Annotated in this window: 7 protein-coding genes; all 7 read left to right on the forward strand. The window is 53.1% G+C overall.

Annotated elements, in window-relative coordinates; genetic code table 11:
* The first annotated feature begins 14 nt into the window (after positions 1-14).
* Positions 15-1,043 carry a GDSL-type esterase/lipase family protein gene (locus AQR02_RS26375; RefSeq protein WP_054943326.1) on the forward strand — a complete coding sequence of 343 codons (1,029 nt, stop codon included), beginning with the start codon at positions 15-17 and terminating at the stop codon, positions 1,041-1,043.
* Positions 1,044-1,258: 215 nt separating this feature from the next.
* Positions 1,259-3,031 carry a sensor histidine kinase gene (locus tag AQR02_RS26380; protein ID WP_108722105.1) on the forward strand — a complete coding sequence of 591 codons (1,773 nt, stop codon included), beginning with the start codon at positions 1,259-1,261 and terminating at the stop codon, positions 3,029-3,031.
* Between the two features lie 28 nt (positions 3,032-3,059).
* The gene (locus tag AQR02_RS26385) at positions 3,060-3,857 is read left to right on the forward strand and encodes a response regulator (protein WP_054943328.1); all 798 of its coding nucleotides are present in this window, start codon (positions 3,060-3,062) and stop codon (positions 3,855-3,857) included.
* Positions 3,858-4,074: 217 nt separating this feature from the next.
* Positions 4,075-4,956: a carbohydrate ABC transporter permease gene (locus AQR02_RS26390; protein ID WP_054943329.1), complete on the forward strand. Its 882-nt coding sequence runs from the start codon at positions 4,075-4,077 to the stop codon at positions 4,954-4,956.
* A 28-nt stretch (positions 4,957-4,984) separates the two neighbouring features.
* The gene (locus AQR02_RS26395; RefSeq protein WP_054943406.1) at positions 4,985-5,797 is read left to right on the forward strand and encodes a carbohydrate ABC transporter permease; all 813 of its coding nucleotides are present in this window, start codon (positions 4,985-4,987) and stop codon (positions 5,795-5,797) included.
* Between the two features lie 31 nt (positions 5,798-5,828).
* Positions 5,829-8,084, forward strand: a complete 2,256-nt coding sequence (locus tag AQR02_RS26400; protein ID WP_054943330.1) for an FAD-dependent oxidoreductase — start codon at positions 5,829-5,831, stop codon at positions 8,082-8,084.
* Between the two features lie 193 nt (positions 8,085-8,277).
* Positions 8,278-8,670, forward strand: a 393-nt coding sequence (locus tag AQR02_RS34960; RefSeq protein WP_483414282.1) for a 4Fe-4S cluster-binding domain-containing protein, incomplete at its 3' end; no start/stop codon positions are given.

An 8,670-nucleotide genomic window follows, 5' to 3' on the forward strand; every position in this document is an offset into this window, starting at 1 on the left:
AAGGGGGAGAAACCATGATCTATGGCCAGGCAGAGCTGCACAATGTAGAGGAGCTGGTCCATATTGAAGGACGGCCCGGGCTGCTGATGCAGCGTGTGCCGGAAACCGTCCGCTCCGGCCTGCTGGAGAAGGGGCGGGAGCAAATCCGCAGAGCCGCCGCTATTGAAGTCCGCTTTGCTTCAGCAGGCGGAGCCTCGGTTACCTTGGCCAGCTATGGCGGTTCAAGCAAGGCTCAGGTATTCTATGGCGATTATTGGATGGAGGATTACATGATCGGGGAAACACCGCTGAACATCAGCACGGGCGAACTGGAGCCGATGTTCCAGTTCAGGTCTCCCTGGCGGGAGCAGGTTCCGCGGCAGTCCTTCGGTGCCATCTGGCGGATTGTAATCCAGGGCTATGAGGTCCATCTGGTGGACTTGGCACAGGAGCAGCTCCGCCCCCCGCTGCGGCATGAAGTGCCGGCGCTCCGGTATTTGGCTTACGGCACATCTATTACCTTCGGCCTCTCGGCCTCTTCCCCTGAGCTGTCTTATGTCAGCCAGACCGCCTGGAGGCTTGGCATGGATGCCGTTAATCTCGGCATGCCCGGCACCGCCTATTGTGAGCAGGCAATCGCCGATCATATCGCTGCCAGGAGCGATTGGGATATCGCCTCTCTATGCCTGTCTGTCAACATGCTCAACCAAGGCATCTCCGCCGGAGAATTCAGCGGGAAGGTGAAGGCGATGATTCATACCATCACTGCTGCCCGCCCGGGCAAACCGCTGGTATGCATCGGCCTGTTCCCAAGCTTCGCCGACCTCGGCTGGTCCTGGCCCGGCCGGGAGATGCAGTCCACCAGCCTTGAGTACAGGCAGGTGCTTAAGGAAGCCGCAGAAAGTTCCGGCTTTCCCCATGTTTATTATGTAGACGGGCGGGACCTGCTGGAGGACTGGCGGGGCTTATCCCATGACCTACTGCATCCGGCCAATTCCGGCATGATTCAAATCGGTGAACGGCTTGCCGGATTCATGCGTCCACTGCTGACTTTCAGACTATAGCTTGAATGGAGCGGGCATAGCCCGCTCTTTTTATATTGTCAAGCCATGCCGATAGAACAATTCTCTTCTTTTTTCAGTGAGAGGACTGGGTTTCTGCAACAAAACCATGCAATTTTAGATAACGGCTGTGCAGATTATTTAATATGGTATAATTTGAAGCAAAGCATGCCCTTGAACCGTTTACCATACTGCAGCGCATGGGAGGTCGCATCCGGGTGCCCAGACTAATCCGTTTTCTGGTTCCTCAAAAGTTGAAATACCGTCTGTTTACTGCCTTTGTATGTCTGATTCTGCTGCCCTTCGGTGCCCTGAATCTGTATAATTTCCAGCGCATCGAGACCCTGGTCCAGAAAAAGATCAGCCAGCAGAGCCATTACCAGCTGGAGCAGATGTACCGCACACTGGAGGATCAGATCAGTATCGCTTTTAAGACACTCATCTTTCTGCAGCAGGACGACACGGTTAAGTCGGTGCTGATTCATCCCGAGCAGCGCAATGAGCTGGAGAACAAACGGCTAATGGAGAACATCTTCAAGAATCTGAACAACAGCTTCTTTCTCTATAATCCTTCGGTTTATTTCATGATTCTGGACCTAACTGAAAGCGTATACACTTCCTATCCGCCAAAGGACGCTCTCATTTACAAGGACCTGCGCAACAATCCCGGCTTTAACAGAAGCCAGATGAATACAAGCTCTTACCACTGGGTTCCGAGTGACGGTAATTATGTGTTACGGGATGTTTCCACGAGCGCCTATCTGCTGTCTTTATACGCTTATCTGGAGGACACGCAGAATCAGACCTACGGAATGGCCCGGATCAGCATTGACTATTCCTATTGGCTGCGGTCCATTCACAAGCAGTCTGACCTGCAGCAGCAGTACTTCCTGATCACCCGCTCGGGGGAAAATATCTCCCAGTCTGTCCCGGACAGCGTGCTCGCAGAGGAAGTCAAAGCCAGGATCGCCGCACATCCCGGGCAGCAGTATTTTATCGACAAGGCTTCAAATTCCCTGATTAATTATATTTATGTGGAGTCCCTGGACTGGTATATTGTTAACCGCATTCCCCTGTCTGTGCTGTTTGTTGAGATCGAAGGGCTGAAACAACGGTACTTCCTTACCTTCTTTGCCCTGACCGGAATCTTTCTGATGATCACGCTGGTCATTTCTACGACCATTACCCGCCCCTTGTCCCATTTACAGAATAAAATGAAGGCGGCTGTGCAAAAAAACCTGAAAATCCGCCTGCCGGAGCATAAATTCAGCGGTGAGATTCTCGATTTGACCAAGAGCTTCAATACGATGCTTGATGACACCAACCTGCTGATTCAGAAGCTGAAGGCGGAGGAGCGCCAGAAGGAAGCTGTGCATTTTCAAATGCTGCTGGCGCAGACGAATCCCCACTTCCTGCTGAATACGCTGAATACGACCAAATGGATGGCGATCCGCGAGAATAATGAGGACATTACGAACATGACCCTTTCCCTCGGCAGGCTGCTGGAAGCCAGCTTGAATACCGACAAGGATCTGATTCATCTGAAGGATGAGCTCGAGCTGGTGCAGGCCTACGTTCATATTCAGCAGTTCCGCTACCGCCATAAATTCGACGTGACCTATGATTATGAGGAAGACATCCTTTATGCGCTTGTGCCCAAGCTGAGTCTCCAGCCTCTGGTGGAGAACGCCATTGTTCACGGGATTACCGCACTGCCGGGTAACGGGCTCATCCAAATTGCATTACGGCGCGATGGGCCTAAACTGATTGTTGAGATTAAGGACAACGGCGTCGGCATGGAGCAGGCCGGCAAGAACCGGGCACCGCGCAAGCGCCCCGGCATCGGATTAAGCAATATTAAAGAACGGCTCCGCCTGCTGTTCCGCGGGGAAGGGTCGATTGAGGTTCTGTCCTCCAGTGAAGGTGTAATGGTCCGGTTCACGATTCCGTTTCTGTTGTCCACCCCTTATGGCAATGAGCATCCGGCTTAATATCATGTACACCCGGGAGGTTATCTGCATGTGGAAAGTACTGCTGGTCGAGGATGAGGTATTTGTGCGGGAATCGGTACGGGAGATCATCGCCTGGGAAGAGCTGGGCTTTACCGTCAGCGGAGAAGCAGGAAATGGCGCAGAAGCGCTGGACATGATCCGGCAGGATACGCCTGACCTGGTCATCAGCGATATCATCATGCCGGAAATGGATGGTGTGGAGCTGCTCCGAAGAACCCGGGAAGAAGGCTACACCTCCCGTTTTGTGATGCTTACCTGTATGAGCGACTTCGAATATGTCCGGCAGGCGATGGAATACGGTGCCTCCAACTATATTTTGAAGCTGTCCATGAGTGTAAATTCGCTGCGTGAGACGCTGCAGAAGATCAGCAAGGAACTGCCGAAGGCCGGTGCAGCTGGCAGCAGGGATACCCGGAGCCTGTCGGCTGAGCTGCCGTCACCGCTTCCTGAGGAGGTCACCTCCCATCCGGAAATCCAGAAGATTCTGCAGTATCTGCATGCCAATTATGACCAGGATATTACCGTAAAGTCGATGTCCCAGTATGTCATGATGGCCGAGAATTATGTCAGCACGCTATTTAAAAGAAAAACAGGACAGACCCTGATCCATTACCTACATCAAATCCGCGTAAATCAGGCGATAGAGTATCTTCTTCATTCCGACATGCCCGTATACGAGATCGGAAACCGGGTCGGATTCGTCAACGATAATTACTTCATCAAAATATTCAAGCGCCTCACCTCGCAGACGCCAAGCCAGTTCAGACAGGCAAACAAAGGCAGGCAGCAGCCAATCAGCATGTAGCTATCTGTTTCTCAATTTCAAAGGGATGTCCCGAGGGGCCGTTGCGGCTGTCCGGGGCATCCCTTTTTGCATAGAACAAAACTACGGAGATACCGCCCTTCCGCCAGGGAAAATGTATATTTCTGTAGCATGAAGTCATTGGTTTTGTTCCTTATCCCTCCTCCGCCCGCTTGATATGCTTGAGGTGCAAGCAAAAGACCAAAAGGAGTGGGGCTATGTGAAGGCATCTTGGATGAAACGGCAGCAGTATCTGGGCTATCTTTTTATCGGGCCAAATATGATTGGCGTGATTTTATTCTTTATAATCCCTGCCGTCTATTCGTTTTACCTTATGTTCACGGATTACAAATTCATGGATCCAAATACCAAATTTACCGGCATGGCCAACATTCAAAGGATGCTTGGCGATGACATCTTTTATACGGCAATCAAGAATACGCTGCTGTTCCTGCTCTCTGTGCCTGTCTCCATCGGGCTGGCGTTCATCGTGGCCGTGATTTTAAACCGTTCCGTGTATATGAAAAAGCTGCTCCGCGCCTTATATTTCATGCCTTACATTACAAGCGGGGTCGCCGTAGCCTTCGTCTGGATGCTGCTGTTTCAGCCGAACAACGGGCCGATTAACGGCATATTGCGCTCCATCGGCATTGCGAATCCTCCCGGCTGGTTATCCACTATGGATTCCTCAATGTATGCTATCGACATTATCTGGGTCTGGTTTATGCTCGGCTATAACATGATCATCTATCTGGCTGCCTTGCAGGAAGTATCCTCCGAATTATTGGAAGCCGCCAAAATCGACGGTGCCCGCACCTGGCAGACCGTACGCAGTATCCTGTGGCCGCTGGTCAGTCCAACAACGTTTCTGCTGCTGATCACCGGACTCATCATGTCGATTAAGCAGTTTGGGATCATTCAGGCGATCACCCAGGGCGGACCGGGGAACAGCACGACTGTGTTATCCCTCTTCATCTACCAGAATGCCTTCCGCTATTACGAAATGGGCTATGCTTCTGCCGTATCCTGGGCCCTGTTCCTGATTATCATGATTTTCACCGTCATTCAATGGCTGGGCCAGAAACGCTGGGTTCACTACTAAGGAGCTGAGAACATTGAATAAAACAATAATGAATAAGAGCATCACCACGCTGATTATGCTGTTCTTCAGCATCGTGATGGTCGTGCCCTTCCTGTGGATGATCAGTACCTCATTTAAGACCCCGGCGGAAGTATTCCAGTATCCGATCCGGTGGATTCCCGCTCATTTCAATTGGAGCCATCATGTGAAGGTCTGGACGGGGGATAACAGCTTTGTGCTGTATTATCTGAATTCATTGAAGGTTGCTGTGCTCAGCACCATAGGCGCTGTCTGCTTGTCCGCCTTAGCCGCCTATGGATTTGCCAGAATAGAGTTCAAAGGCCGGAATACAATGTTTATGGTGTATTTATCTATGATGATGATCCCTCCTCAGGTGCTGTTTGTACCCAAATTCATCATGTTCGACTGGGCCGGCATTTTCAACACCCACTGGGCGCTTATTCTGCCCGGTATGTTCACCATCTTCGGGGTATTTATGATGCGGCAGTTTTTTCTCTCCGTACCCCATGAGATTTCTGAAGCGGCCTTTATCGACGGCGCCGGCCATTTCCGGATCTTCTCGCGGATTATCCTGCCGATGGCCAAGCCTTCGCTGGCTACCCTGGCGATCATCGACTTCTCATGGCACTGGAATGACTATGAGAATGCACTTGTCTTTTTGATCGACCATGACCTGTTCACCGTTCCGCTTGGCCTGCAGAATTTCATTCTCGAGAATAACGTGGACTACAACGGAATGATGGCGGCAGCGACCGCCGGTATTATCCCGATGATCCTCGTATTCCTGATCGGGCAGAAATATATTATCGAAGGTGTGGCAAGCTCGGCAGTTAAAGGCTGATCAGCCTGCATGAAGGGAGAGCGAAACAGTTATGAAAATGGAGCATGTACGCAGTGACGTTACGGTAGTGGGCGGAGGACTGGCAGGGGTATGCGCCGCCGTTGCCGCGGCCCGCCTCGGCAAAAAGGTTGCGCTGATTCAGAACCGTCCAGTCCTCGGAGGCAATTCCAGCAGCGAGGTCCGGGTATGGGTATGCGGGGCAACCGCCCACGGCACGAATCGCTATGCCCGGGAGACGGGAATCATGGGCGAGCTGTTCGTGGAGAACCAGTACCGCAATCCGGACGGCAATCCCTATCTGTGGGATCTGGTTATTCTGGAAACCGTCCTCGCCGAGCCCAATATTGCACTCTACCTCAATACGGATGTGCATGAAGTAGAGGCCGGAGGCGAAGAAGACGCGCGGCAGGTCCAAGCGGTTACCGGCTGGATGATGGGCTCGGAGCGGAGAATCCGCTTTGAGAGTCCGGTCTTCCTCGATTGTACGGGCGACGGCCTGATCGGATTCCTGGCCGGGGCCAAATTCCGGATCGGCCGGGAAGCGCGGCATGAATATAATGAAGAATGGGCCCCGGACACAGCTGACGACATTACACTCGGCAGTACGCTGCTCTTCTATACCAAGGATGCCGGTCATCCCGTGAGATTCGTTCCGCCATCCTTTGCCAAGGATATTTCTCAGACGAACATCCCGATGAAGCGGGTTATCCGCAGCGGCGATTCGGGCTGCCATTACTGGTGGATCGAATGGGGCGGGGAGCTGGATATCGTACACGACAACGAACGGATCCGTGACGAGCTCTGGGCTGTCATCTACGGAATCTGGGATTATATCAAGAATTCCGGCCAATTCGATGCCGCGAACATGACCCTCGAATGGGTCGGCTCCCAGCCGGGCAAGCGGGAATACCGCCGCTTCACCGGAGAATATACGCTGACCCAGAATGATATTATCAGCCAGAAGCTGTTTGAGGACCGGGTAGCCTTCGGCGGCTGGTCAATTGATCTGCATCCGCCGCAGGGCATGTATGCGGAAGCCAGCGGCTCGAAGCATATGCATGCCGACGGCAACTACCATATCCCGCTGCGCAGCCTGTATTCGGCCAATGTGTCCAATCTGCTGTTTGCCGGGCGCAACATTAGCGCGACCCATGTCGCGTTTGGGACCACGAGAGTCATGGCCACCTGCGCCATCATGGGCGAGGCAGCCGGAACAGCCGCCGCACTTTGTGTGGATAAGGGCCTAACGCCTGCAGAGCTGTCGCGGGAGCATACTCCGGCCCTGCAGCAGATGCTGCTGAAGCAGGATGCTTCGGTTCTCGGCCTGGTCAACTGTGATGCTGCCGACCTAGCCCGCCAGGCCAAGGTGTCCGCCTCCTCCTTCCTGTCTGGGATCTCCATCGGGGCAGGCGAGGAAAGATATTCCCTGGAGCATGACATTGCCATGCTGCTTCCCGCTGATCCGGGGATAAGCGGAACCCTGGAATGGCTGCTGGATGCAGCACAGGATACGGCGCTGAAGGTTGAACTCTGGAGCACCGGCCGGCCGGAAAATTACGTGCCAGCTGTACTGGAATATGAGACTGAAATATCTGTAAGCGCAGGAGACAGGCAATGGGTACCCGTCAGCCTGGACTGGACACCGGCAGAGGCCCAAAATGCCTTTATCATCGTACGCAGGAATCCAGCCATTCAGCTGTATCTTACCGCTAAGCCGCTGAGCGGACTGCTGGCCCTGGAGCGGGGGGCAGCTCCCGGGGTCTCCAAGGATTTGGAAGACCACGACAGCAGCCAGCCTGTGGTGGAGTGGAGCACCAAACGCCTGGTCCGCAAGGTCTTTTGCCTGCGTACCTCCTTCCCTACAAGCGCCTACCGGCCGGAGCATGCAATAGACGGCTACCGGCGGCCGTATGGCGGACCGCATCTCTGGCTCTCGGAATCTCTTGAACAGGATACAGAGCCCTGGCTTGCCCTGGAATGGGCAGAGAAGCAGCAGATCCGGGAAATCCAGCTTATATTTAATGATGATGTGAATGAGGATCTGATCAATCTGCATCATCACCGGACGCCTTTCGAAGTGATTCCCGAAATGGTCCGCTGCTATCGTCTCGAATCGCTGGATGATACAGGAAACTGGGTGACCATGCTTAGTGAGCAGAACAACCGGAAGCGGAACCGGGTTCATCTGCTGGAAGCCCCGCTTGAGACCCGGGCTGTCAGGGTAGTCGTTACAGCAACTAATGGTTCCCCTTATGCAGAGATTATTGAAGTCCGCGCCTATGCTTAATATCCGTTGATAGAGGATGCAAGCGCCTGCATTTACAACTCCTATAAGCAGAAAGGAGCCTTACGCTGAAGTCCGGCGGCAAGGCTCTTTTTGGCGAGCTGGTTGTTACATTCATCAGCCTCTGAATGACTTTGACAGGAACATTTGTTCGTGTTATACTACTCCTTATGAGGAGTGTGTTTCCGTGGATATGATGGAGAAACTTGAAATTTTAACAGCTTCGGCTAAATATGATGTAGCCTGCACCTCAAGCGGTTCAAGCCGTTCAGGGCAGCCCGGAAGCCTGGGCAATGCGGTCAGCATGGGTATCTGCCACAGCTTCGCAGCAGACGGGCGCTGCATTTCCCTGCTCAAGGTACTTATGACTAACGGCTGCATCTATGACTGCGCCTACTGCGTGAACCGCAAATCCAATCCTACACGGCGAGCTGCGTTTACACCCGAGGAGATTGCCAACCTTACGATGCAGTTCTACCGCCGCAATTACATAGAGGGCCTGTTCCTCAGCTCCGGCATCATGCGGAGTCCCGATTATACCACCGAGCAGCTGATTGCCGCCCTTGAGCTGCTGCGCAATGTCTATAAT

The sequence above is a fragment of the Paenibacillus ihuae genome (assembly GCF_001368795.1).
Taxonomy (GTDB): Bacteria; Bacillota; Bacilli; order Paenibacillales; family Paenibacillaceae; genus Paenibacillus_AQ; species Paenibacillus_AQ ihuae.

What these genes read in the sequence shown, in the direction of transcription:
- AQR02_RS26375 (WP_054943326.1), top strand. Translation starts at nt 15, where the DNA reads ATGATCTATGGCCAGGCAGAGCTGCACAATGTAGAGGAGCTGGTCCAT.
- AQR02_RS26385 (WP_054943328.1), top strand. Translation starts at nt 3,060, where the DNA reads ATGTGGAAAGTACTGCTGGTCGAGGATGAGGTATTTGTGCGGGAATCG.
- AQR02_RS26395 (WP_054943406.1), top strand. Translation starts at nt 4,985, where the DNA reads ATGAATAAGAGCATCACCACGCTGATTATGCTGTTCTTCAGCATCGTG.
- AQR02_RS26400 (WP_054943330.1), top strand. Translation starts at nt 5,829, where the DNA reads ATGAAAATGGAGCATGTACGCAGTGACGTTACGGTAGTGGGCGGAGGA.